Genomic DNA, 24,524 nt, shown 5'->3' with positions numbered 1-24,524 from the left:
ACCGTGGGTGGAGAAAGAGAATGACAACAAACAGGGCTTTTGAAATCGGATCAGGATACAACCATACGCTTGGCGCAAATTATGACGGCGAAGGTGTGAATTTCGCTATTTTTTCCGCCCATGCGGAACGCGTCGAGCTTTGTCTTTACGATCCGAGCGGGGAGCATGAAATCGCTCGTCTGGAGTTACCGGAATATACCGACGAAATATGGCACGGCTATGTCCCGAAGTTGCAGCCCGGCGCGCTGTATGGGTACCGCGTTTACGGTCCTTATGACCCGGAAAATGGTCATCGTTTTAACCCCAATAAGCTGCTTATTGACCCTTATGCCCGTGAGCTGGTGGGCGATATTCAGTGGAACGATGCGCATTTCGCGTATCAATTACTTCATGACGATAAAGATTTGACCTTTGATGACCAGGATAGCGCGCCATTTACGCCTAAATGCCGGGTGATTGATCCGGCTGAGGCTAACTGGGAGGATAGACAACGGCCTTCCATACCGTGGTCGAACGCCATTATTTATGAAACGCATGTAAAAGGCTTTACCCAGCTTAATTCCGCGATCCCTGAGCCTATACGCGGTACGTTTGAGGGCATGGGGCATAAAGCCAGCGTGGATTACATTAAAAGTCTGGGGATTACCTCCGTCGAGCTTTTACCCGTTCACTGGTTCCCGGACGATCAGCATCTGCTCGATAAAGGACTGAAAAATTTCTGGGGATACAACTCGCTGGGCTTTTTTGCACCGGCGACGCGCTACTATGGTCCAAAAGGTATTCAGGGATTCCGCGATATGGTGCGCGCTTTCCATGATGCCGGCATCGAAGTGATACTGGATGTGGTCTATAACCATACGGCAGAAGGGAATGAGCTTGGTCCCACGCTGTCATTTAAAGGTATCGATAACTTCTCTTACTATCGCACCATGCCCGATCAGCATCGCTATTACATTAACGATACAGGGACAGGTAATACCGTCAATACCTCTCATCCACGGGTACTGCAAATGGTGATGGATTCCCTTCGCTATTGGGCGGAGTCAATGCATGTCGACGGCTTTCGTTTTGATTTGGGCACCATTCTTGGTCGTGAGCCGGAAGGCTTTGATCAGAGAGGCGGCTTTTTTGATGCGGTAACGCAAGACCCGGTACTGGCAAAACTGAAACTGATTGGCGAACCCTGGGATATCGGACCGGGCGGCTATCAGGTTGGCGGCTTTCCACCAGGGTGGGGCGAATGGAATGATAAATACCGCGATACGGTACGCGAATACTGGAAAGGTGACAACGTCACAAATGATTTCGCCGCACGCCTGCTGGGTTCCGGCGATCTCTATGATTTGCGCGGCCGTCGCCCCTGGTCAAGCGTTAACTTTATTACTGCCCATGACGGCTTCACGCTGAACGATCTGGTGTCTTATAACGACAAACATAATGAAGCCAATGGCGAAGATAATAATGACGGGCATAATGATAACCGCTCCTGTAACTATGGCGCAGAAGGGCCAACCGACGACGAAGGCATCAATGCGATACGCGAGCAACAGAAACGTAATTTCCTGACCACCTTGCTTTTCTCGCACGGCACGCCGATGTTATTAGCGGGCGATGAGTTTGGCCGCAGTCAGATGGGCAATAACAATGGCTACTGTCAGGACAGTGAAATATCGTGGGTCCACTGGGATAATTTGCCGGAAACCGCCAATGCGCTACGGGAGTTTACCCGTCATCTGATTCAACTGCGCGCCACGCAACCGTTGCTGCGCCGGGAGAGCTGGCGTGACGGTCTGGAGATCCGCTGGTTTAACGCCGGCGGAGGGGCGCAGCAATCCGAACAATGGGATGAGGGATCGACCATAGGCGTATGCATTAGTCGTCCCGATCTCCAGCCGGAAGCGGGGATCTGGCATGACGCCTTACTGCTTTTCAATCCGTTTGAAGGCAGCGTACCGTTCCGTATTCCGATGTGGGGAGAAGGCGGCTGGGTACTTGAACTGACGACTGCCGATAACGCGCAGCAGGGAATGCGGATTACCGAAGAAATGGATTTCGATCTGGCCGGGCGCAGTATCGTGTTATTCAGACGCCCCTGATAGTAAAACCGCGCTCCGGACCCAACCGGCCTTGATGGCCGGTTTTTTTACTGGCGCTCAGGCGATATCATGCCGCAGAAATAACCCCGGTGTCAGTTTACCGCCCGAAAAATTCATCCGCCTGTTGGTATTCCTTTGATTGTCTTCACCGATATTCGCTTCAGGCCGTCTATTGCCATTTCAAGGTAGGTACGTGGACATCCCAGATTTAAACGGATAAATCCGCTGCCCGCCGGGCCAAAGCCGCTGCCCATTGAAGGAGCAATACCCGCGACATCCGCCATTACCCATTTTAGCTGTTCGTCATCCAGTCCCAGTTTTTTACAATCCATCCATAATAAATAGGTTCCCTGCGCCGGGACAATTCTTGCCCAAGGAAGGTGCTCTGTCGCCTGTTCAACAAACCAGCGGCGGTTTTCCGCCAGGTAATCCAGTAGCGAATCCAGCCACTGTTTGCTTTCATTCCATGCGGTAGTCGCCGCCTGAACGGAGAGGGCGTTAAAGACGTCCAGCCCATGAGCGTCCAGACGAGACAGAAAACGCTGGCGAAGCGTAGGATCGGGAATGAGAAAATTAGAAATTCGCAACGACGATAAGCCAAATGTTTTGCTGGCCGCAGTGGCGGAGATGACCCGTTTATGCCAGCGCTCCCCTAAATGCAGTACCGAGGTAAAGGTTTCGCCGGGCAGCAATAGATCGGCCCATATTTCATCCGAGATGAGAGTGACATCATAAGCTTCACATAATAAAAGCAGTTTCTCCAGTTCGTTGGCCGACCAGCAACGCCCGGTTGGATTATGTGGATTACACAAAATCATCAGCGGAGGGCGCTCATGGCGAAACAGCCTTTCCAGTTGGCAAAAATCCATCTGGTAACCGTCGTCCGGCGACTCACTAAGGGGATTCTCCAGCAGTTTTCTACCATTAAGCGTGATTATTTTGGCGAAGGAGCCATAGTATGGCCCCTGTACCACTACGCCGTCGCCTGGATGCGTCAACATTTGCACTAAGAGCGCCAACCCTGGTACGACGCCTTCCACGCTGCATACCCATTCTTGTTTTAACGTGAGCTGGTGGCGTGATGAAAACCAGTGAAGCAGGGCGTTAAAATAGGCCTCATCGCGTTCGCTATAGCCAAATACGCCGTGCTCGATTCGCTGATGCAATGCCGCCTGAACCTCAGGCGGGCAGGCAAAATCGAAATCAGAAACCCACATCGGCAGCAGTTTTCCAGCGCCGTCGCCAAAGTGACGCTCAATAAAATCCCACTTTACCGAACCAGTATTGTTGCGATTGATAATCTGGTTAAAATCCATCTTGTTTCCTTATTATTTCGTCACTGACGCTTGCGGCGACTTTTCTGAAGCGGAGGCAGTTCTGGCAATACCAATTCCGCTAAAACCATAAATTAATGCGAAGAAGATCGCCGCATAGCACTGGATAGCCCAGGGCAGAAGATCAAGCGTGCTAACGCCCAGCGTGGTCGCCATGTAGACACCAGCCGAGGTCCACGGCAGGAGAGGTTCGATAACGGTACCGGCATCTTCTATCGTCCGTGAAAGGTTTTTAGTATCCAGCCCCATACGACGATAGGCATCTTTAAACAGTTCGGCGGGAACTAACAATGCCAGTTTACCGTCGCTGGTCGCTCCTGTGACCAAAATTGTGGTGCCGATAGTGGCGGCAATGAGCTGACCAACGCTATGAATAATAGTCAGCAGCCGGTTAATGATGATCGTTAACGCGCCGGTTAACGTTAGCGCTCCGGCAAATGAAAAAGCGCAGAAAACTAACAGTATTGTTCCCATCATCGAGAACATTCCGCCCCGGTTTAGCAGGCGCGGAACATCGGCCACGACACCTTCAGCGCCTTGTGGGAACATGGCGATATCAAATCCATCAATGAAAGCGTCCAGTCCCTGTTTGATGCTCAGTCCCTGCATGATGACGCCGAGGAATAAGGCAAGTACGCAGGCGCTTAACATTAATGGGATGACAGGCTTCTTGCGAATTGCGCCCCACAGTACGATCACCGGCGGCAAAATAAGAACAATATTAAAATGGTATAGCGACTCCAGCGAGTGGATGATGTCCGTAACGCGCTGCGGCGTGGCCACCTCGCCCAGCATATTACTGTGTCCGGCGATAAGATAAACCACGGCGGCAAGCAGGAAACTTGGCAGGGTCGTCCAAAGTAAATGCTGAATATGCTCAAACAGAGTAGTGTCTGCGACAATCGCGGCAAAGTTAGTCGAGTCGGACAACGGTGAGATTTTGTCGCCGAAATAAGCGCCAGAAACGACGGCGCCAGCTGCTGCTGCAAGAGACACGTCCAGCCCGGCGGCAACCCCCATTAACGCAACGCCAACCGTCCCGGCGGATCCCCACGATGTACCGGTACAGACGGAGACCACGCTGGTTAAAAAGAAGGCTGCAATCAAAATATATTCCGGGCTTATGAGTTTTAGCCCCCAGTACACCATGTAGGGAATGGTGCCACTAAACATCCAGGTGCCAATCAAACCGCCCACGCAGATCAGGATCATGATAACCGGCATTGCTTTAGCCAGCTTATCCACCACTGAGTTGATGATGTCTTCCCAACAGTATCCTTGCCACCATGCAATGCCTGCCGCTACCGCCGCAGAGCACAGAAGGAGCGGTTCGATACGTAGCCCCATGATGCCGTAACCGATAATCAACAGTAACAACATGGAGATGACTGGGATTAGCGCTAAACCCAATGACAGCGTTTTCTTCTTGTTTTGTGATGCACTCATAATGGAGCTCCGGTCAGTAAGGTAGCTCAAGGGTAGGGGGATACGCTTCTCACTACTGTGATCCATTACTTTCGTCCATGTAACCGATTACATGAGAAGGGTTAATTTGATAGTCATCACAGTTTTTACTGTTGACGACGCATTCATCGTGAAAAATAGGGCGCGACAGAATCGCGGATCACCAGTTCGGCATTGAAATGATTGCTGCTGGGCGGCGGCGTAATGCCCTGGTATAACTGTATCGCCAGTTGCGCGGCACAACGCGCCATTTGTTCGACCGGATAATGCATTGTTGTTAACGCCGGATAAAGATACCGGGCCAGCACCACATCATCAAAGCCGACAATAGAGAGCTGTTGCGGAAGCTGAACGCCGCGTTGATGAAGAATACGCATAATGCCAGCGGCCATCACATCGTTAAACGTGACCGCAGCCGTAAGGGGAAGCCCGCTATTGATAAGTTGATGCGCGGCCCGCTCGCCGCCTTCTTCGTTAAACGGAACGCTAATCACCCAGCGAGGGTCTGGAGAAATACCATATTCTTCCAGCGCCTGACGGTAACCATCAAGGCGTTCCTGACGATCGATAATTGGCAAGTCAGATGTCACACAGGCAATGCGCCGATGCCCGTTCGCCAGGAGATATCGGGTCGCTTCCCTGGCGGCGCTGCGATTTTCCAGCCAGATACACCGGTTGGCCATACCGGCGATATAACGATTAACAACAACCAGCGCTGGAAAGTGGGCTGCGTAGCGCAGCAGCTCTTTATCCGGTAATCGGCTGGCGTGTACAACAATAGCCTCACAGCCTTGATTAACCAGAAAATCCAGTCCCGCTTTTTCCATTTCTTCGTCGTGGCCGCCGCTACATACCATCAAGCGATACTGCTGCTTACGAGAAACATCTTCTACGCCGCGAGCAAGGCGGGCAAAAAAAGGATCGGCCAGATTGCCGGTTAACAATCCGAGCATATCGCCGCTGCGTTTCGCCAGCGCGATAGCGGCGGCATTCCGGCGATAATTGAGATCGCGCATGGCTTTCTCTACACGTTCGCGCGTGACGGGTTCAACCCACGCGGTCTGGTTAATGACGCGTGATACAGTCGCGGTTGATACACCGGCCATGGATGCAACATCCTTTATTGTCGCCATGTTAAGCTCATATTTGTTCGTTTAAAGGGTATCAAAGCCATTGATTATCATGTTATGTGGAAATCAGTGCAATCGCTGCGGCGCAGCCTGAATTTATAAACATTTTTAAAATCATCCTAAATCCTGGTAACTGCAAATTTTAGTAGCTACCTCAATGAGTTATTGACCACTGAATTTTCTACGATAACATGACTAACAATATACACATGATAAGAACCACTACACTGGGAAATCGTTGCGTGGTGGTTCGGAGATAGATGATGAGTAGTATTACAAAAAGCATACAGAATGAATATGTTTTATTGATGGAAAACGCTTTTTCTGAAAAATATAAATATGCGTTTAGAAATTTAGAACTGAAAGAATTACGTAGATTCATCCTGAAAGAGCTAATTAGCTCTCCCGAGTTAGATAATCAACTTACAAACCTAATGGTGTTGCTAAATAAATTTTGGGATACTCACGCTGCGGCGCTTATAACAGAAGTGCGGGCGTCTAAAAGTTATCGATTATTACTTCCGATTCAACGGTTTGGTTATAACATATCTAATCACCTTAGATCTCTGGGAATTTATTTTGATAGCATCATAATGGTTGATCCATTACATTTTCCTTCTCTTAGCTCTCTGCATTCATTTTTGTCATTGCCACCAGATAATAGTTATGTCCGCATGCGCAGGTTGGTATTACTTGAACATGTTTCCAATCTATTTCGCGCCATCCCATTTATGACTATTGATGATGATTATCCAATTTTTCTAATCGTTCCTGAATTACTAGATTTTGATAAAGAACGCAATCATGAACAATCTGCCGCTTTTCTAAGCCAGCTCTTTTTTAAAGATAGAAAAATGGATTACGCTACTTATTTAGCGTTTCTTGAGCACTTTGGGAGAAATGAAGAAACGTTCCAGAAGATCCTAATAAATAAAGAATTATTAAAAATGCGCTTTCCGATCTGGAATTAAAAAAGATTAGAGAAAGAGGTCAACTGGAATCCTTAAGGCATGAACTAAGAATCTCGAGGCATGACTTGCAAGGAAAAACACCAGATCAAATGCAAGATGCGGCAAATAATTTTTCAAAACATTTAATCAATGTGGTCGAAGAGTATGGAAAGTCGCATGAATCAGCCATTAAGAATTCAAAGAAAAAAAAGATCTCATCTGGATTAATTTTTGCAGGAACTGCCACGTTAGGTATAGCTTCACTTGCCATGCCGCAATTGACATTACTTTCAGCAGCAGCAACGGGAATTGGCCTGGCCTTTGGAGGTAAAAGTCTGGCAGATATTTTTAGTGAACATAAAGCACATAAAAATGAAATCCAGATATTAGAAAAAACACCCGTATCGCTTTTGTATGGGGCATATAAAAAGAAATAGTCATACTGTGTATACCGTCTGGTAGCGGAAGTCTGGCATTTGATAGTTTTTGAAGCAATTATCGTAAAGTTACTCAAACAATCACATTGTTCAGGAAGGCCTGTGAGGAAATGGTTGAGAATAAGGGGTCTTCCGCTGATTCCCCGAACTATCCACCAGTTCACGCAAACGCTGTGCTAGCTGGTCTACTGTTTTTCCCCGGTAGCTGCTTCGACTGTCAGATTTTCCAGTGTATTGTCAGTATCATAACGATCTGGACGCCGTCGAATTATCTGAGTAGTAACATGATGAAAACAAGGAAGACAGTTTTTCCGGGGGAAATATATGACACCGTCTGACAATCAATTACCCTCTGCAAAGCGCGGGGAACTAGCCACAGCTATACAGCGCGGCACTGACGAGTTAAGAACTATTGGCCATGAGGTGACGGTAACGAAAGCATTCGGGAAAAGCCGGACTCAACGCAAAATTCATGGAGAGTAATGACAAGCACTTCACAACAGACTGGGCACCGCTCTATCTTCAAACAGGCATAGAGGGAGAGGGTTATGACAGAAGGATCAAGCTATATCTTACGCGGGAAAGCCTCCCTCCCTGGAAGAGTAAGGCGGATAATTACCTGAGTTGCAGCTTTGAAACAAGGACCTATGTGCGGGATAAAAGCAGCAGTAAGAAAGAAGCAGACTATTTCAGAGAACAGATGGATCGGGTCGTTACCAGTATCCAGACGCAATTTAATAAAATTAAATCCTCATCCTGATCTGACATAGTACTGGACTGTACGTACGATAGAAGCCGCTCATGCGGCTTTTTTATTGTCTATGGAAAACCCCCAGCCAGGCTGGGGTTCTGGAAAGCTTTCAGCCTTAAGCCAGTTATTAAAACCCCTTTTGATTTGTTAAAACATCTTGCGGTCTGGCAACTGCAAAAGTTCAACAAAAAATCAAAAGGGGGTTCCAATGGGGGACGAAAAGAGCTTAGCGCACACCCGATGGAACTGTAAATATCACATAGTTTTCGCGCCCAAATACTGAAGACAAGCGTTCTATGGAGAGAAGCGTAGAGCAGTAGGCAGCATATTAAGAAAATTGTGTGAATGGAAAAATGTACGAATTCTGGAAGCGGAATGTTGTGCAGATCATATTCACATGCTTCTGGAGATCCCGCCAAAGATGAGTGTGTCGAGTTTCATGGGATATCTGAAGGGTAAAAGTAGTCTGATGCTTTACGAGCAGTTTGGGGATCTAAAATTCAAATACAGGAACAGGGAGCTCTGGTGCAGAGGGTACTATGTCGATACGGTGGGTAAGAACACGGCTACATAAGGCACCAGCTTGAAGAGGATAAAATGGGAGAGCAGTTATCGATCCCTTATCCGGGCAGCCCGTTTACGGGCCGTAAGTAACGAGGTTTGATGCAAATGTCAGATCGTATGCGCCTGTTAGGGCGCGGCTGGTAAGAGAGCCTTACAGGCGCATCAGAAAAACCTCCGGCTATGCCGGAGGATATTTATTACTGGCGCCGGTAGTCACAGGGTAGGGGAGGAATACAGCCTATGGCGTTTCAATGTCTGAAAACACTACCACATCTTGTGTCAGAGGGCCGCTGCGCGCCAGGCCGTTTCGCAAAGTTCGATTGTTTTTGCAGTCAGTACTGACCTTAACAAATGGCCAGCTCGTTCACGACCTCAGCTACGCTCTTGATGCTGCGGATATTTCCGATGCCCGTGCCCAGCGCAATGTATCCTTCATCTGTATTACCTTCCAGCATGCCGATACGCAACCCGCGTAAACCTCCCATCGTCTGGGCCAGTTCTTCATTGCTTGCACCAGCTTTATCCATCGACACGAGCTTGTCAGCCAGCTTGCCAGGAAGTGAGCGGTAGTAATCTGGCAGGGTACGGAAAAGCAGCAAATCCAGGCCGTTAGCATTAATGATTTTATCCTTTACTGACTGTGGTACACGGCTTTCTTCTGTCCCAATAAACACCGAACCAGCAAAGACACCTTCTGCTCCCAGCGCATGGGCAGCACGGGCGGTACGGCTATCGGTAATCCCGCCTGCAGCCATGACGGGAACACTCTTCACCGAGTCCGCAATCAGCGGCACGATCGAAAAGGTGCCAAGCGCGGTACCAGGCAATGTGCCACCTTCATCAAAACCTGTTGCAACAATAATGTCGGCGCCGGCTTTTTCCGCTAAACGTGTATTTTCAGGTGTCGGATTAATATCGCGGTAAATAATTGCAATACCCGACGCTTTTAGTTCATTAAACAGCGAAGTGATAATAGCTCCTTCTCCGTAACCGGTATAAACAACAGCTTTTACTCCCTCTTCCTTTATTACCTGTAGGATAGGCGGAGTCCAGATGTCATTTTCAGGGGTTGGAATAAGGTTCACCCCGAATGGTTTTTCGGTAAGTTTTTTGGTTTTACGAATCTCTTCACGCATTTTTTCTGCTGTTTCTTCAGGCGTTGATACAGCAGTTTCCGCTGTTAAGCCCGCATTTGGGCCAAGCACACCCAAACCACCGGCGTTGCTTACGGCTGCAACCAGTCTTGCATCGGTAAGCCAGGACAATGGGCCTTGTATAACAGGTTTTTCGATACCCAGAATCTGGCAGATACGGTTGTACTTCATGACGTAATCTCCTTCGAACAAATTTTCAGCCAGCCTTTTAGGCGACTGTGGTAGTTAATTAATCTGAAGAAGATCTTAAGCCTCTTTATTGTTACGAAAAACCATCCAATCTTTAAAACAGAATTACTGATAAAGTAACAATAGCCAGGTCGGATATGCACGAAAGAGCGTTATCAGAGATGTGCATCCGGACCAAAAACCTCGCACAGCCAGTCGATGAATACACGAACTTTAGGTGCCAGATACCGACGATCCAGGTAAAGCAGTGAAACCGGTTTTGGCGGGGGCGGGAAATCAGTGAGGATCTCTGTCAGCTCTCCACTGGCAATAAAGGGTGCAAGCGACGGACGCAATCCGTGTAGAATCCCCAACCCCGCCAGCCCACATGAAAGAAACGCTTCTGAATTGTCTACCAGGATGCTGGAGGGAACTTTTATTGACGCAATACTGCCATCAACCGTGAATTTCCACTCCATTATCTGCAGGCTGTGATTACTGAAAAAATTTACAGCCCGGTGGGACTTCATCAGCTCATCGATAGAGTGCGGCGTGCCATGCTTCGCAAGATAAGATGGCGCAGCACAGGTCACCATGGCTGCCGTTCCCAGACGTCTGGCAACAAAACTGGAGTCATTAAGCTCACCAAATCGGATGACGCAGTCCACACGCTCGGCAATCAAATCAATCTTGCGATCGGACGTGCCAAGTACAATCTCAATATCCGGGTATCGGTTCTGAAAATCTCCAAGAGCCGGAATGATGACTGCCCGGGCGAGTGTAATAGGGACGTCAAGGCGCAGGCGACCTTTCGGCGGTTGCGTGCGGGAAAATAATCGCCGGACGTCGTCCAGCTCACTTAAGAGCGACAGGCAACGCTGGTAAAACTCTTCCCCTTCATCCGTCATACTGACCTGTCGTGTTGTACGATGCAGGAGCTTAACGCCCAGATCATGTTCCAGATTCTGAACGGCGCGGGTAACAGCAGGGCGGTGCAGTTCAAGCACCTCCGCCGCGCGGATAAAGCTCCCTTGCTCTACCACATTGACATAAATATTCATGGCTTCCAGCATATTCAGCTGCATCTGTTCTTAGTCCTCAACCATTATTTGTGTCGAAGGGGGAAGCTCCTTATAACATTCCTGTCTGCTGGAACATATCCCTTTCTGAGCTGATTGTTTTATCTGGAGTAACATACTGCTATCGATATATGACTTTTACCGGGTGGTTGAGGTAAGACATGTCATTTGTAAAATCGCTACCAATTCTTCGCAACCTTTTTGGATGTTCGGCGGCGTCGTATACAAAAACAAACAGGCCAGGCGATACGGTTACGCATGTGCAGGTCATGCCAGGCGCGACGTTAATATACGAACCGATTATGTTTGACCGCCGCCGGTGTAGGTGGCGAGTGTGAATGCAAGACATTGGCAGACAGTGAATAATCAAACCTCATGAAATGAGGTTCCCATTGATTTTTTAGCCCATGTCAGCGCATGGAAAAAAGCCCGTCATTAAAACGGGAACTGTCGGAAATGGCTGTTGAGTCCTACGGCGATGCCGTGTTATCTGCAGCGCGTGAAACAGGCCTTGATGAAAAGAGTTTTACGTCTGAAATGCCGTGGGCGCTCGCTGATACGCTGCGCGACGATTTCATCCTGGACTGACACACTGACAATGACGAACCGAACACAATAGCCGGTTTTTTTATGCCTGAGCGGCGTGTGCTGCGTGAAATCGTGTGCAGGAATAGCGGGTGCAAATCAACAGAATTCGCTCAGCGTCACGGCAGGGAAGGGATCAAACTTATGGGCCAGAAGTTTTTTGACATGCACGAATCCAGCCGCCTTAACATGTCTTTTAAATGTTCTGGTGCATTTAACATAATATACATTATGCGCATTAGAATAGCAGAGGGCGAAAAGCAGCCCCCCAGCGTGAATCAGTCATACAACCAGCGACCAGACCTGGCAGACGCAATGAGCATACCTATCGTGAACTCCGGCACCTGAGGAATATCGTTTTTGCGAAACGGATTAAGCAAATGCTTTAGCGGTGGTTCTGGCGGATAGTATGTTGTGATCGAGAAGCAGGATGCACATTCGATGACATAGTGGATGTCACCACATTCCATACCGATCCAGAGCAACAACTTAACGACGTTATGGCGGTGAAACAGGAGATATTTGCCCATCCCCCTTATCCTAACTGGACCGCTATTGGCGTTACCTGGCTGGCCGGCTTTGATTTCGAAATAAAGGTTATTGCCCGAATCCCCTGATGCTTATTCTCGGTAAAACCGGTAGCATTATGTGTACCGGTTTTATTTTATTCATCCCTGCCCTTCATCCTGTATGATTAACATGCAATCACCAAACATATCGAACTGACATGACTGGATATCTTCTGAGGCATAGGCCTTCATGAGTAGATCAACCCCAGCAAACTGACCGGTTAACACCATATGCGTCGTTTTTGGCTGATGTAAGTTCGTTAGCAGGCAGTCAACCACTTTCAGTTGATAGCCTGGATGTATATAAAGTGCAGTCCAGCCAGAACTTGCTTTGAGGCAATTGTGCTCCCTCGAATACGCGGATTCCAGGCATCGTGTAACGGTAGTTCCTACGGCAAAAATACGTCCGCCATTTTGCTTCGCAGTATTAATGATATCCGCTGTTGCTTGCGAAACCTCGTAATATTCTTCGTTGATAGTCACTTCCTCTACACATTTTGTTTGTATTTTTCTGTTGGACAACATTTCTGTTGATGCAACATGTAAAGTAATAAAAGATATTAACCCACCTTTATCTTTGATTCTTTGGATAAGATCCCAGGTAAAATGAATGCCGGCAGAAGGTATTTCCAAAGAGCCATACTTTTTAGAAAAAACGGAACGGTAAGCATCTGGATATTTATAAAACAAGCTGGAGTCCACATACTCATCAAGACGCTCACCATGACTGGCTAAATAGCAAATTAAGGCCTCATGATTTTCCACGACGGCTCGGTACTGGCTCTCTTCGCTAAACTTTTGCTCTATTTTAATGGAAATCCCAGGGTTATCAACCAAATAGAAAACATCATTCGCGTTAAGCCTTTCTTTTAAAAGTCCGGAAATAATTACTCTATTATTTGGTAAAAATCCCTCTAAAACAATTTTAATTAACCTATTCTGTCTTGTTTTACAGATAAACATATGGTTTATTATAGTACTGTCGTTAAAACAGATTACATCACCTTCTTTGATATAATCTGTTAATTTACTAAAGTCTACCTTATGAATTTCTCCTTTACTCCGGTTGAGGACAAGCATTTTACACTTTTCCCTGTATGAATCATTGGCTATCCAATGAGGTCTGAGTGGGATAGTCATCTGATCGGTAATGCGAAAATCATATTTTTCGGTAAGCATATATTTACCCTTTGAAAAACCATTGATACGGCGATTGTTATATAGCCGTATTCTGCAGTATACGTTGGTCTTTCAGAGGGTGAAAATTAACTCAATAAATGTTGTTGTTATATTTACTTTGCTGGCTATTTAATCAATGTCAGATACCGATATTAAGCTGGACGATCGGATTTGACCGCCCTTTTCTTTTGCTTATTCCGGCATTGAAGCATCGCTATCCATTGCATCGGCAAACTTTTGCATTAGCCGAACAAAGACATCAAGTTCATCCTGAGGCCAGTCTTTAAAAACAACTTTGCCCATTTGCTCTCGCGCAGCGTCTATACGCTCCGTCATCGCCTTTCCTGTCCGGGAGATAACGGCCTCGCGTATACGACGATCGATGGCATTATGCTGCCGTATTATCAACCCCAGCTTCTCCAGTTTGGCGACCTGTCGGCTTACCGTCGTATAATCACGACCGGCACGTTCGGCTAACTCAACAACGCCAATCGGCCCTAAACGTTCGATACTAATAAGGATCGAAAATAGCGCACGATCGAGTTGAATCCCCGCCTCTGCAATTAATTTCTCATCATTACGAGGCCGGTTAAGCGCGCTCACCACGCGAATCAACGCACCGTGAAGCGCCTTCATTTGCTCGGAAATATGTGTATCTTGCACATTTTTATTTTCTGACATAGCATGTCTCCTCTTATGTGCATAATACACATATTGGAGAGACGATGACAAGATACACCACTACAGATGTACTGATCTGCGGCGCTGGCGTTACCGGGCTTACTTTAGCCATCGAACTGGCGCGTCACGGGGTCTCATTTCGCCTGATTGAGAAAAGAGCGACGCCTTTTATCGGCTCCCGCGGTAAAGGTATTCAGCCGCGAACGCAAGAAATCTTCGAGGATCTTGGAATACTCAATAAAGTGGTCGCCGCCGGCGGGCTCTATCCCCGACTACGAACCTACCGTCACGACGGAAGCTATGTAGATTCAGATATTGCGCATCATACAAAACCGACCCACGCCGAACCCTACCATCTGCCATTGATGGTTCCACAGAACGTGACAGAAACGATTATGCGAGAGCAATTAAAAGCATGGGGACATCGGGTGGAGTTCGGCTGCGAGTTACGACATTTTGCGCAAACCCCACGCACAGTCACCGCGTATGTTGCCGGGCCGGCTGGAGAAGAGGTCATCATCGCGCATTATTTGATAGGCGCGGATGGCGGCGGAAGCTTTGTCAGAAAAAAATTAGGCGTCAGCTTCCCCGGTCGTACGTTGGGAATCCATGCGCTTGTGGCTGACGCTTCACTTTCCGGTCTGAACCGGGATGTATGGCACCATTTTAACGATGGCGATATGGCGCGGATGATAACGATTTGCCCTCTCGCCGGCACGCAGCTCTTTCAAATCCAGGCGTTGTTGGCCCCGGACGACTCGCAGAATTTCTCAGCCGACGTGCTCACGGCTTTTCTTACTGAACGAATCGGGCGGACGGATGTTCGCATCCATTCGATTCCCTGGGTATCGAAGTACCAGATGAATGCGCGCATAGCGGAACATTACCGTGTGGGTAAGGTATTTTTAGCCGGTGATGCCGCTCATGTGCATCCGCCGACGGGTGGGCAAGGGTTAAATACCAGTATCCAGGATGCCTATAACCTGGGATGGAAAATGGCAGCCTCGCTGCGGGGCGCAGGAAAAGAACTTCTCGATAGCTATGAACAGGAACGCCGCCCGGTAGCCGAATCACTGCTCCACCTTTCTACCCGATTACTTGACTCTCAAAAACAGGGTGGCATCAAACGAGAACGCGACGTTCAACAACTTGACATCCAGTATACCGACTCCCCCTTAGCCCACACGTTGCCCGAACGTCAGCATGGGTTACAAGCGGGAGAAAGAGCGCCGGATGCTCCTCTTTTGGGCGCCGGCGGCCAATCATTACGATTATTTCAGTTACTACAAGGTCCGGACTGGAATCTGTTGGCCTACGAAACCCACGGTAAGGTCATCGATGCGCGGCGAAATCTGCGTATTCATCACATTGGCGAGCAGGACGAGCTCATCGATACCCTGGGGCACTTCCGGGAGTCCTATCAACTGGCGCCGGGTCAATGCGTGCTGATCCGACCCGATGGCTATGTCGGCGCATTCTTTCACAGCAAACAGAGCAACGATATTGAAAATTATCTCTCTCGTTTTGCCATAGGGATTAAAGATGAATACTAATGTCTATGAGAACACCGACAGCGAAACTATCACCCCGCTCAACAAGCGGCGTATTTTGCCTGTTTTCCTGCTTGTCGGCCTTTACGCCGCCAGTACAGCGGCTGTGATGTCGGTACTGCCTTTTTATATCCGCGAGATGGGCGGTTCGCCGCTTATCATTGGAATCATCATCGCCACTGAGGCTTTTAGCCAATTTTGTGCGGCGCCCCTGATTGGCCACCTTTCCGATCGCGTTGGCCGCAAGCGAATACTGATTATCACGCTGACTATTGCGGCGATAAGTTTACTATTACTCGCCAACGCGCAATGTATCCTGTTTATCCTGCTCGCCCGCACGCTTTTTGGCATTAGCGCCGGGAATTTGTCAGCCGCCGCAGCCTATATTGCCGATTGTACGCACGTCAGAAATCGGCGCCAGGCAATCGGTATCCTCACAGGCTGCATTGGTTTAGGCGGTATTGTCGGGGCAGGCGTTTCAGGGTGGCTATCGCGTATCAGTCTGAGCGCGCCGATCTACGCCGCCTTTATACTTGTCCTTGGGTCTGCCCTGGTCGCGATTTGGGGGTTAAAAGACCCGTCCACAACATCACGTACCGCAGATAAAATAGCGGCGTTATCTGCCCGCGCTATTTTAAAGATGCCAGTCCTTCGCGTCTTAATCATCGTAATGCTTTGTCATTTCTTCGCCTATGGCATGTACTCTTCACAATTACCTGTTTTTCTTTCTGACACCTTCATCTGGAATGGGCTTCCCTTTGGGCCAAAAGCGTTAAGCTACCTGTTAATGGCGGACGGGGTTATTAATATTTTCGTTCAGCTATTTCTGTTAGGTTGGGTGAGCCAATATTTTTCGGAGCGAAAGCTAATTATTCTAATCTTCGCCCTTCTTTGTACTGGATTTCTCACTGCGGGTATCGCCACGACCATACCAGTGCTTATTTTTGCTATCGTTTGTATTAGTATCGCTGATGCGCTAGCCAAACCCACTTATCTTGCCGCCTTGTCCGTCCATGTATCGCCTGCCCGACAAGGTATCGTCATCGGAACGGCGCAGGCATTAATCGCAATCGCTGATTTTATATCCCCCGTATTGGGCGGATTTGTCCTGGGTTATGCCCTGTATGGTGTCTGGATCGGTATAGCTATCTCTGTCGCCATTATTGGTCTGGTGACGGCAATGATTTACCTTTCAAAAAGTTCAGTGCTAATAGCGAAACCAGAAACAGAATAATGTGACAACGTCACAAGCATTATTACTCCCTTCTTCCCTTATTTATCAAAAGTATTGTACTTATATTGAATGTTTAAGAGGTATTTATGGAAATTATGCTGGTTGGCATTTGCCCTTGTAAAGCGCGGGGAAAGCATGAAAAAAATATATCTCGTTGTTATCGTACTGTTTTTTATTTCTACAAAAGTTTATACACTACTTCATAACAACATCTTCTTTTGTCGAAACAGCCCGGAGTGTGATTTGTCTCATGTTCTCTCCGACTACCGGGAGCAGATTTCAGGCACACCGTTAAAATATACCTTGATTAATATAGCTCCATTAGCACAGGTGGTAGTCAGACACTATGAGTTATTATCGCAACACTGGTCGCCAGATGACATGGTAACCCCTGCGCAATGGCGACATAACGTTGATATTTATATCCCTGAAACGGCAAAAGAGCACCATGCTTTGGTGGTTGTAAACAACGGAATTAATTATGAAAAAGGCGTACAAATCCCCAGTAAAGCTGGTGATTTCCCCCAGGAAACACTGGCAAGCATCTCCCGTGATACGAATACCATCGTAATATCAGTGAGTGATATACCTAACCAATATTTAACCTTTCAGGATGATAAAAAACCACTGAAAGAGGACGAGAGCGTTTCCCGAAGCTGGGCATTATTTATGGAAGCGCCGGAGCAACGTGAGTTAATGCCTTTAAATATTCCTATGGTCACTGCCATATCGCAAGCGATGAGATTAGCAAAAAAGGAGTTAACGCAATGGAATATAAACTCCTTTATCATTACAGGTATTTCAAAGCGTGGGTGGACCACCTGGTTGTCAGCTATTGCCGATCCTGATGTTGAAGCAATTGTTCCCTTCGCCATTGATCTACTTGATATTGATGCTTCACTTGAGCATATTTATCAATCATACGGTGGGAATTGGCCCATTACATTCTACCCCTACTACCAGCAAGGCATAGATGAGAAAATAAAATCCTCCACATTTACCCAACTAAGGCAAATAATAGATCCGTTAAGATATCTCAACACTATTTATCAACCCCGCCTTGCAATACCGAAATATATTATTAATGCAAGCGGCGATGATTTTTTCGTACCAGACAATACTCGCTTCTATTATAGCAAACTTCCTGGCGTAAAATCATTACGTATAGTGCCTAATATGAACCACTACTCAATTAACCAGTTCGCTGAAGAAAGCCTCGTTCCATTTATTAATAGGTTTCAAAGTAAAAAAACATTACCACAGTTGATCGGCCTTATTCACCACCATCTTCTTACGGTCTATTTCTCAGAAGCGCCGGTAAAAGTCGTTCGCTGGACAGCCAACAATCCAAATGCGCGTGATTTTCGTTATGCCTGTGGCATCCGCTATCAGCCGCTTACAATAGATATTCCCGCCAACAATAAGATCAGTATTACGCTAAATGAACCGAAGACAGGTTGGGAAGCTACCTATATCGAAGCCACTTTTAATGATGGCTATGTCGCCACGAGTCAGGTTTATATTACGCCCGATGAAAAATACCCACAGACAGCACCACCTTCCGTTAACGCCGCATGTCAAACGTTACCGGGGCGTGGATTAGGGGAAAACGATAGTCCCGATTGAATTTTCAAGTAATTGACTGATTTTAAAGAATTTTATCCATCACACTTGCGATGGATAAAATTCCTCTGCGATAAATTTTTGTTATATTGATCACGTTCTAACCACAAGAGAGGTGATTTGAAAATAACCTTAAAATATTGTGGTCAGGCCGCTAGACCGCAATAAGAGGATTAATCATGAAAAGAAAAACAATGGGATGGCTTATCGTTTTTCTTCTATTTATAGTTTACATGCTCAACTATATGGATCGTTCAGCATTGTCGATAACTGCCCCCTTGATCGAAAAGGAGTTAGGATTTAACGCCGCGGAGATGGGAATGATCTTCAGCGCATTTTTTATCGGATACGCCCTGTTTAATTTTATTGGTGGCTGGGCCAGCGATAAAGTTGGGCCAAAAACGGTTTTTCTCATCGCAGCGTTACTATGGTCTGTATTTTGTGGCTTAACTGGTTTGGTCACCGGATTGTGGACAATGCTTATCGTGCGCGTTCTTTTCGGTATGGCTGAAGGACCGGTCAGCGCTGCCGGAAATAAAATCATCAATAACTGGATTTCCCGAAAGGAGTCTGCCACGGCGATCGGAATTTTTAGCGCCGGTTCCCCGCTCGGCGGCGCGGTGTCCGGGCCGATAGTGGGCCTGCTGGCGTTATCCTTAGGCTGGCGCCCCGCATTTGGCATTATTTTCTTATTTGGCCTGGTCTGGGTACTGCTGTGGTACTTTATCGTTAGCGATAAGCCAACAATGAGTAAACGCCTGGCGCCGGAAGAACGCATTGATTTTGAAAATCATGAGGACGTTATTTTATCTGATGATGGCCGGGCTACACCTTCACTCGGCTATTACATGAAACAACCAATGGTATGGGCGACAACTCTGGCTTTTTTCAGCTACAACTATATTCTTTTTTTCTTCCTGACCTGGTTCCCAAGTTACCTGAACCATTCGTTACATCTCGATATTAAAGAAATTAGTATCGCCACGGTAATTCCCTGGGTCATCGGTGCCATTGGTATGGTGCTCGGCGGCGTCTGTTCTGATGTAATTTATCGGATTACCGGTAATGCTCTGCTCTCACGTCGACTTATTCTGGGCGTATGTCTGGCAGGCGCGGCGGTATGTGTTGCCGTTTCCGGTACTGTTAGCACTATTGGTAGCGCAATTACGCTCATGTCAGTTTCACTCTTCCTGCTCTATTTAACGGGCCCAATTTATTGGGCGGTTATTCAGGATGTTGTTCATAAAGATAAGGTAGGGAGCGTCGGCGGAGCCATGCATGGCCTGGCTAATATATCCGGCATTATCGGTCCGCTTGTCACCGGTTTTATCGTTCAATTTAGCGGTAAATATGACTATGCGTTCTATCTGGCTGGTGCTATCGCTATCGTTTCAAGCCTGTTGGTCTTCGTGTTTGTAAAAAGTAAAGGATTCAAAGCCAATGAAAGTCAAAGCTGTGTTCATTAATAAGCCTGGTGAAGTTGAAACCCGCTGGGTGGATTATCCCCATAAGAAAGAAAATGAAGTATTAATTAAGGTTGATGCTGCAGGCATTTGCGGATCGGATATCGGGGCTTTTCGTGGAACGAACCCACTGGTTACTTACCCAAGAATTATTGGGCATGAAGTGACCGGAATTGTTCTTCAGGAAGGCACCGGAATGCCGGGCAATATTAAAAAAGGCGACCGCGTGATTGTTGACCCCTATATTTATTGTGGTCACTGCTACCCTTGCTCTGTCGGCAGAACTAATTGTTGTGAAAATTTAAACGTCATTGGCGTGCATATCGATGGCGCAATGCAGGAGGTGGTTACTCATCCCGCACATTTAATTCATAAAATACCAGATAATGTGCCTTCTGAAATGGCGCCGCTGGCAGAACCGCTGACCATCGCTCTGCACGCGCTGCACCGGGCAAACGTTAAGGCCGGGGAATATGTTGCCATCATCGGCGCGGGGGCCATTGGTCTTATGGCGGCATTAAGCGCGCGACATTACAAGGCAACGCCTATTCTGATCGATATTGTGGAAGAAAGGTTACGCTATGCGCAAAAGCTTGGCGTTCCTTATGTACTGAACGCCGCTGACGATCAGGTTATCGACGCTATTAAAAATATCACCCACGGCACCATGGCGCAGGTCGTGATAGAAGCCTCCGGCGCAAATAGCGCTATTCGAAATACGCTTGATTTAGCATCGTTTGCTGGTCGTATTTCGTTTACCGGATGGCCAAAACAGGAAACGTCGCTGCCGACGAACCTGATCACCTACAAAGAACTGGATTTACGCGGTTCCCGCACCAGTGCCGGTGAATTTGATGAGGCATTACGTATGCTGTCTACGCTGGAGATTAATCCGCAAGATGTTGTCAGTAAGGTCGTCAATCTTGATGAGATCCCTGATGCAGTTAAAGAACTTGATCGCTATCCGGAGCGCTACTTAAAGATTAATGCTGTTTTCCATTGATTTACGGCAAGCTCCACCGCATGGCATGACCGCCATGCGGTGTTATTCATCGACAAAATTAGCCGCCGACAATCTTTCTCACATAGCGTAAATGTTCCAGCGATCCCTCATAGGCGCTGTCAGCATCAGACTGTCGCATCGCATCCACTATCGCTTTATGTTGTTTGTTGAGATTAAGTAAAACATTTCTGTCTCCAGACTGCTCATCAAGCCCGGCATAAGGGATATTAATCCGTTGTTCCCATAACATACGGGACATATCGAACAACACCCGGTTACGGCTGGCCTCAGAGATCGCAAGGTGAAACTCTTTATCCAGCGAGTAAAAGCCGTGGACGTTATTATCGTTAATGGCTTGATCCATACGATGATAAATCGCCTCTATTTGATTGATGACGTCAACGTTATCGTTTTGTGCGGCTAAGCGCGCACAATGGCTATCGACCAGCTCGCGAGTAGAGAGAATTTCTTCGATGGTATAGTCGCTGGCAAGGTGTTTTTTATCTGAAACGATAACCCCATTACCGGACTGAATCACGATCCATCCGGAGATCTCCAGTACAATAAGGGCTTCTCGCAAGGAGGCGCGGCTCACGCCAAGCTGTTTTGCCAGTTCGCGTTCTGGCGGTAAAAAAGTTCCCGGGGGAAAAATATTATCATTGATCAGCTTAATGATGAGGTTGGCTATCTTCTGATAGAGCCTCTCCTGCCTGACCTCAGGTATAACCATGCGCCCTCCAATCCATATCCAGGGGATTTTGAATGGATTTAGCATACCATCCTGGCGCTGGTGATCGTGATAATTAATTACCGTGCATGATAAAGAGAAGCAACCGCCGGTAGCCTCCATTACCTTCGCCGAGACTACCGGGGAAACTAAACCGAGATGAGCTATTTATCCTTTGACGTTGATTTTCTCGAACACGGGCGCTGTCGCGTTCTTAAACTGAGAAAGAGACCAGGTTTTATAGTTGATATCATTGTAGCCGCGCACCATCATCTCACCGTGCGTTAAGTCAGACAGCGTTGTCCAGACCGTATATTCTGAGACCGGTTTGCGGGTGGCGTTGCCTTCCCCTTCACTCCCCATATAATCAACCGTAATATTTTTCGGACGATCGAAACGGCTCATAATATGCGCAAGCGTATTCATTGCATCGTGGGCGGATGTCGCTTGCGGCGCATATGTGGTGTAATAAACGCCGCGTATAAAACGGGAAACCGACGTATCGGACGATGGCAAGTCTGCAATAGCAATCCCGCTATCAGGCTGCATCACTTTTATCCCGCCCAGTGTGCCTGAAGAGCGGTCCACATTGGTTAATTGCGTATAGTTATTCAGATTTGTCAGATGCCAGGGGAATGCGGGACCATTTGTCATCACGCGAGTGGGATTGTCATAGACATGGAATTTGCCATTTTCCACTTCAACGACAATGCTTCCTCCTTTCTTGTCGTAAAACGCATAATGAAATGGCGATTTCAGATCGCCAAACCGATGCAGTTCCGGTGACCAGAATTTACCCTCTTTTATTGCCTGTTTTACCTCGCCGACAGTAGCAAAACGGGCCAGCGCCCATTCTCCCAACGAGGTGACAGGAATTGCCTGTTTATATTCACTCGCGGGCAATGGCGGCAACTGCGCATTCATGATCATGTTTTCACTAAATGACAATCCCGCGCTATTCATGCCTTCAAGTATGTCTCTGCTATCGCCATCAGTGATGGTGGAAGTAATGGCCAGTATCGGATATTTCGCCTGATAGCTCACTCCCTGACTGCCATCCGGCGTTTTTTTATCAAACTGTGTTCCCGCCGGATAATACGTTAACCATGAGGGTAAATCCTGCATATATTCCAGCGTACGTCCATGAAAAACATCGCCTTGTTTATCCTGAATAGCAAGGGTTGTGCAGGCCTGTGCAGCCAGGGCGTATGAAAACAACGCCGGAGCGATAAATAACATTGCTTTACTTTTTTTCATCATGCTCTCCTTGTTTGTAAAATGGATTGGATGAATATATTAAATTAAACCTATCAATGGTTATGCAGCACGTAATTAATTGTGATCTTATTTTACAAGCTAATAAATTTAACTGACGGGTTTAAAGGAGAGTTAAACACAGCGAACTAATATGAAACGCGTTATCCGTGTGACCATTTAAAAAAATCCCATCATGTTATAAATAAATCTTATCAACATTAAGAGATACCTTCACAACGCTATATTTACTCCACATCACCAATAACATTAAATTAATTTATGTTTTTGAGGAATGTGAGTAGCACACATGTAATCGGTTGTTACGAATTAGAAACATAATTGCTACTAAAACACGTTGAGAAAGACAAGAAATGCAACATATGATGCCCACACTAACTATAGTGGTTTGGGATAAACGTTATGCAAACACAAGATACATTTTATCAAGTTATGCGTAGACACGGCGTGACAAGGCGTAGCTTCCTCAAGTTTTGCAGCCTTACCGCAACGTCTTTAGGCCTGAGCAGTTCGATGATTCCTCAGATAGCTTATGCCCTGGAGAATAAACCGCGTACGCCTGTGATATGGCTGCATGGTCTTGAATGTACCTGTTGTACCGAATCTTTCATTCGCTCTGCGCACCCGCTGGCAAAAGATGCCATTCTGTCGCTCATTTCCCTGGATTATGACGACACCATTATGGCCGCCGCAGGGCAACAAGCCGAGCAGGCGTTGGCGGATGTGATGCGTGAGTACAAAGGAAATTATATCGTTGCCGTGGAAGGTAACGCGCCGCTGAATGAAGATGGGATGTTTTGCATACTGGCTGGCGAGCCGTTCCTGGAGAAGTTAAAACGCGTCAGCGCGGATGCTAAAGCGATTATCGCCTGGGGGTCCTGCGCATCATGGGGCTGCGTGCAGGCAGCCCGTCCCAACCCAACTAAAGCCACGCCGGTTCACAAATTAATTACCGATAAACCCATTATTAAAGTCCCAGGCTGCCCGCCTATACCTGAAGTGATGTCCGCCGTTATCACCTATATGCTGGCATTTGATCGCATCCCTCCCCTTGATCGTCTTGGACGACCAAAAATGTTTTATGGCCAGCGAATTCATGACAAATGTTACCGACGCGCGCATTTCGATGCCGGTCAGTTTGTGGAAGCGTGGGATGACGAAGGCGCCAGAAAAGGGTATTGCCTGTACAAGATGGGCTGTAAAGGCCCGACCACCTATAACGCCTGTTCAACCGTTCGCTGGAATGATGGCGTGTCTTTTCCTATCCAGTCGGGTCATGGATGCCTCGGATGTTCGGAAGATGGATTCTGGGATTACGGTTCTTTTTACAGCCGGGCAACGGGCATTCCGCAAACCGGCATTGAGGCTACCGCCGATAAAATCGGACTGGGCGTTGCCGGCGTCGCGGGCGCTGCCGCCATCGCTCACGCCACGGTGAGCGCCATAAAACATGCCCGCAATAAAAACAACACGTCATCAGAAAACGCTCCGGAAGAGAAAAAATAATT

At 47.4% G+C, this 24,524-nt stretch carries 17 protein-coding genes and 4 pseudogenes; 11 read left to right on the top strand and 10 right to left on the bottom strand.

The genetic code is table 11. The features are described from left to right. Positions 1-20: 20 nt before the first annotated feature. A complete protein-coding gene (gene glgX / locus J4645_RS06125) occupies positions 21-2,096 on the top strand; it encodes a glycogen debranching protein GlgX (protein WP_023215034.1) in 2,076 nt (691 codons plus the stop codon). A 113-nt stretch (positions 2,097-2,209) separates the two neighbouring features. Here glgX and J4645_RS06120 read toward each other — a convergent pair whose 3' ends face one another. From J4645_RS06120 to J4645_RS06110, 3 genes are all read right to left on the bottom strand, one after another. Next, positions 2,210-3,412 (bottom strand): MalY/PatB family protein, encoded by a 1,203-nt coding sequence (locus J4645_RS06120; protein ID WP_023376788.1) that lies wholly within the window; start codon positions 3,410-3,412, stop codon positions 2,210-2,212. 12 nt (positions 3,413-3,424) lie between these two features. Next, on the bottom strand, positions 3,425-4,876 hold the full coding sequence (gene nhaC, locus J4645_RS06115; protein WP_001276630.1) for a Na+/H+ antiporter NhaC: 1,452 nt from the start codon (positions 4,874-4,876) through the stop codon (positions 3,425-3,427). A gap of 143 nt (positions 4,877-5,019) precedes the next feature. Next, a complete protein-coding gene (locus J4645_RS06110; protein ID WP_000201082.1) occupies positions 5,020-6,027 on the bottom strand; it encodes a LacI family DNA-binding transcriptional regulator in 1,008 nt (335 codons plus the stop codon). Between the two features lie 257 nt (positions 6,028-6,284). Here J4645_RS06110 and J4645_RS06105 point away from each other — a divergent pair. Next, positions 6,285-7,411, top strand: a pseudogene (locus J4645_RS06105) (hypothetical protein). Between the two features lie 959 nt (positions 7,412-8,370). Further along, positions 8,371-8,816: pseudogene (gene tnpA / locus J4645_RS06100) on the top strand (IS200/IS605 family transposase). A gap of 254 nt (positions 8,817-9,070) precedes the next feature. Here the strand turns inward: tnpA and J4645_RS06095 are convergent. Continuing rightward, positions 9,071-10,051: a nitronate monooxygenase gene (locus J4645_RS06095; RefSeq protein WP_000876807.1), complete on the bottom strand. Its 981-nt coding sequence runs from the start codon at positions 10,049-10,051 to the stop codon at positions 9,071-9,073. 173 nt (positions 10,052-10,224) lie between these two features. After that, positions 10,225-11,133 (bottom strand): LysR family transcriptional regulator, encoded by a 909-nt coding sequence (locus J4645_RS06090; protein WP_023214939.1) that lies wholly within the window; start codon positions 11,131-11,133, stop codon positions 10,225-10,227. Positions 11,134-11,544: 411 nt separating this feature from the next. On the opposite strand from J4645_RS06090, the gene J4645_RS06085 reads away from it, so the two are divergent. Continuing rightward, positions 11,545-11,715, top strand: coding sequence for a DUF29 family protein (locus tag J4645_RS06085; protein ID WP_000415762.1), 171 nt, complete (start codon positions 11,545-11,547; stop codon positions 11,713-11,715). A 275-nt stretch (positions 11,716-11,990) separates the two neighbouring features. Here J4645_RS06085 and J4645_RS06080 read toward each other — a convergent pair. After that, positions 11,991-12,137 (bottom strand): annotated as a pseudogene (locus J4645_RS06080) (DUF1493 family protein); the annotation flags it as partial. Here J4645_RS06080 and J4645_RS06075 point away from each other — a divergent pair. After that, positions 12,138-12,329 (top strand): annotated as a pseudogene (locus J4645_RS06075) (Rid family hydrolase); the annotation flags it as partial. A gap of 51 nt (positions 12,330-12,380) precedes the next feature. On the opposite strand, the gene J4645_RS06070 reads toward J4645_RS06075, so the two are convergent. Then, positions 12,381-13,460, bottom strand: a complete 1,080-nt coding sequence (locus tag J4645_RS06070) for an S-adenosylmethionine:tRNA ribosyltransferase-isomerase (RefSeq protein WP_023215663.1) — start codon at positions 13,458-13,460, stop codon at positions 12,381-12,383. 192 nt (positions 13,461-13,652) lie between these two features. Then, positions 13,653-14,141, bottom strand: a complete 489-nt coding sequence (locus J4645_RS06065; protein WP_001293634.1) for a MarR family winged helix-turn-helix transcriptional regulator — start codon at positions 14,139-14,141, stop codon at positions 13,653-13,655. Between the two features lie 44 nt (positions 14,142-14,185). On the opposite strand from J4645_RS06065, the gene J4645_RS06060 reads away from it, so the two are divergent. From J4645_RS06060 to J4645_RS06040, 5 genes are all read left to right on the top strand, one after another. Beyond that, positions 14,186-15,694 carry an FAD-dependent oxidoreductase gene (locus J4645_RS06060; RefSeq protein WP_000199405.1) on the top strand — a complete coding sequence of 503 codons (1,509 nt, stop codon included), beginning with the start codon at positions 14,186-14,188 and terminating at the stop codon, positions 15,692-15,694. After that, positions 15,684-16,925 carry an MFS transporter gene (locus J4645_RS06055; protein WP_001095723.1) on the top strand — a complete coding sequence of 414 codons (1,242 nt, stop codon included), beginning with the start codon at positions 15,684-15,686 and terminating at the stop codon, positions 16,923-16,925. Before J4645_RS06060 ends, J4645_RS06055 begins: the two co-directional genes overlap by 11 nt. Before the next feature lie 69 nt (positions 16,926-16,994). Beyond that, positions 16,995-18,551, top strand: a complete 1,557-nt coding sequence (locus tag J4645_RS06050) for a PhoPQ-activated pathogenicity-related family protein (protein WP_001644428.1) — start codon at positions 16,995-16,997, stop codon at positions 18,549-18,551. A gap of 176 nt (positions 18,552-18,727) precedes the next feature. After that, positions 18,728-20,014, top strand: a complete 1,287-nt coding sequence (locus J4645_RS06045; RefSeq protein ID WP_000824240.1) for an MFS transporter — start codon at positions 18,728-18,730, stop codon at positions 20,012-20,014. Next, positions 19,989-21,014: a zinc-binding alcohol dehydrogenase family protein gene (locus J4645_RS06040; protein ID WP_023214932.1), complete on the top strand. Its 1,026-nt coding sequence runs from the start codon at positions 19,989-19,991 to the stop codon at positions 21,012-21,014. The genes J4645_RS06045 and J4645_RS06040 overlap by 26 nt, the downstream gene beginning before the upstream one ends. 58 nt (positions 21,015-21,072) lie before the next feature. Here J4645_RS06040 and J4645_RS06035 read toward each other — a convergent pair whose 3' ends face one another. Next, positions 21,073-21,864 carry a FadR/GntR family transcriptional regulator gene (locus J4645_RS06035; protein ID WP_000388417.1) on the bottom strand — a complete coding sequence of 264 codons (792 nt, stop codon included), beginning with the start codon at positions 21,862-21,864 and terminating at the stop codon, positions 21,073-21,075. Positions 21,865-21,909: 45 nt separating this feature from the next. Continuing rightward, entirely contained in the window at positions 21,910-23,001 is a 1,092-nt protein-coding gene (locus tag J4645_RS06030) for a linear amide C-N hydrolase (protein WP_000976505.1), read from the bottom strand. Between the two features lie 417 nt (positions 23,002-23,418). Between J4645_RS06030 and J4645_RS06025 the strand changes: the two genes are divergently transcribed. After that, positions 23,419-24,522: a hydrogenase small subunit gene (locus tag J4645_RS06025; protein WP_001194448.1), complete on the top strand. Its 1,104-nt coding sequence runs from the start codon at positions 23,419-23,421 to the stop codon at positions 24,520-24,522. Positions 24,523-24,524 lie beyond the last annotated feature (2 nt).

Source organism: Salmonella sp. 32082101201600294FB01SM01, from assembly GCF_017572865.1.
Taxonomy (GTDB): Bacteria; Pseudomonadota; Gammaproteobacteria; order Enterobacterales; family Enterobacteriaceae; genus Salmonella; species Salmonella enterica.
This window is presented reverse-complemented; position numbering and strand designations above follow the sequence as displayed.

What these genes read in the sequence shown, in the direction of transcription:
- J4645_RS06045 (WP_000824240.1), top strand. Translation starts at nt 18,728, where the DNA reads ATGAAAAGAAAAACAATGGGATGGCTTATCGTTTTTCTTCTATTTATA.
- glgX (WP_023215034.1), top strand. Translation starts at nt 21, where the DNA reads ATGACAACAAACAGGGCTTTTGAAATCGGATCAGGATACAACCATACG.
- J4645_RS06065 (WP_001293634.1), bottom strand. Translation starts at nt 14,141, where the DNA reads ATGTCAGAAAATAAAAATGTGCAAGATACACATATTTCCGAGCAAATG.
- J4645_RS06120 (WP_023376788.1), bottom strand. Translation starts at nt 3,412, where the DNA reads ATGGATTTTAACCAGATTATCAATCGCAACAATACTGGTTCGGTAAAG.
- J4645_RS06050 (WP_001644428.1), top strand. Translation starts at nt 16,995, where the DNA reads ATGTTTAAGAGGTATTTATGGAAATTATGCTGGTTGGCATTTGCCCTT.
- J4645_RS06030 (WP_000976505.1), bottom strand. Translation starts at nt 23,001, where the DNA reads ATGATGAAAAAAAGTAAAGCAATGTTATTTATCGCTCCGGCGTTGTTT.
- J4645_RS06085 (WP_000415762.1), top strand. Translation starts at nt 11,545, where the DNA reads ATGGAAAAAAGCCCGTCATTAAAACGGGAACTGTCGGAAATGGCTGTT.
- nhaC (WP_001276630.1), bottom strand. Translation starts at nt 4,876, where the DNA reads ATGAGTGCATCACAAAACAAGAAGAAAACGCTGTCATTGGGTTTAGCG.
- J4645_RS06095 (WP_000876807.1), bottom strand. Translation starts at nt 10,051, where the DNA reads ATGAAGTACAACCGTATCTGCCAGATTCTGGGTATCGAAAAACCTGTT.
- J4645_RS06070 (WP_023215663.1), bottom strand. Translation starts at nt 13,460, where the DNA reads ATGCTTACCGAAAAATATGATTTTCGCATTACCGATCAGATGACTATC.
- J4645_RS06060 (WP_000199405.1), top strand. Translation starts at nt 14,186, where the DNA reads ATGACAAGATACACCACTACAGATGTACTGATCTGCGGCGCTGGCGTT.
- J4645_RS06040 (WP_023214932.1), top strand. Translation starts at nt 19,989, where the DNA reads ATGAAAGTCAAAGCTGTGTTCATTAATAAGCCTGGTGAAGTTGAAACC.
- J4645_RS06025 (WP_001194448.1), top strand. Translation starts at nt 23,419, where the DNA reads ATGCAAACACAAGATACATTTTATCAAGTTATGCGTAGACACGGCGTG.
- J4645_RS06110 (WP_000201082.1), bottom strand. Translation starts at nt 6,027, where the DNA reads ATGGCGACAATAAAGGATGTTGCATCCATGGCCGGTGTATCAACCGCG.
- J4645_RS06090 (WP_023214939.1), bottom strand. Translation starts at nt 11,133, where the DNA reads ATGCAGCTGAATATGCTGGAAGCCATGAATATTTATGTCAATGTGGTA.
- J4645_RS06055 (WP_001095723.1), top strand. Translation starts at nt 15,684, where the DNA reads ATGAATACTAATGTCTATGAGAACACCGACAGCGAAACTATCACCCCG.
- J4645_RS06035 (WP_000388417.1), bottom strand. Translation starts at nt 21,864, where the DNA reads ATGGAGGCTACCGGCGGTTGCTTCTCTTTATCATGCACGGTAATTAAT.